Origin of the sequence: Photobacterium obscurum, from assembly GCF_026191635.1 — a bacterium.
Lineage (GTDB): Bacteria > Pseudomonadota > Gammaproteobacteria > Enterobacterales > Vibrionaceae > Photobacterium > Photobacterium obscurum.
On the sequence record NZ_JAKRRW010000083.1, the window covers coordinates 1 to 238 of the forward strand.

A 238-nucleotide genomic window follows, 5' to 3' on the forward strand; every position below is an offset into this window, starting at 1 on the left:
GACGGCGAGTGGACCTACACCCTGGACCAGTCCAAGGTGCAGCAGCTGGACGAGGGCGACAAGGTCAGCGACACCATCACCTTCACCGCGACCGACGGCACCAAGCAGCAGGTGACGGTGGAGATCACCGGCACGGAAGATGCGTCGCAGGTCAGCGGCACGTTCACCGGGGCGGTCACCGAGGGCAATATCGGCGATGCGCCGGAGACGGCGACCGGCACGATTGCGATCAGCGACG

At 66.4% G+C, this 238-nt stretch carries 1 protein-coding gene; it reads left to right on the forward strand.

What is annotated here, in order from left to right; genetic code table 11:
- A partial coding sequence (locus tag MD588_RS26020; RefSeq protein ID WP_265700845.1) for a VCBS domain-containing protein occupies positions 1-238 on the forward strand: 238 nt, incomplete at both ends.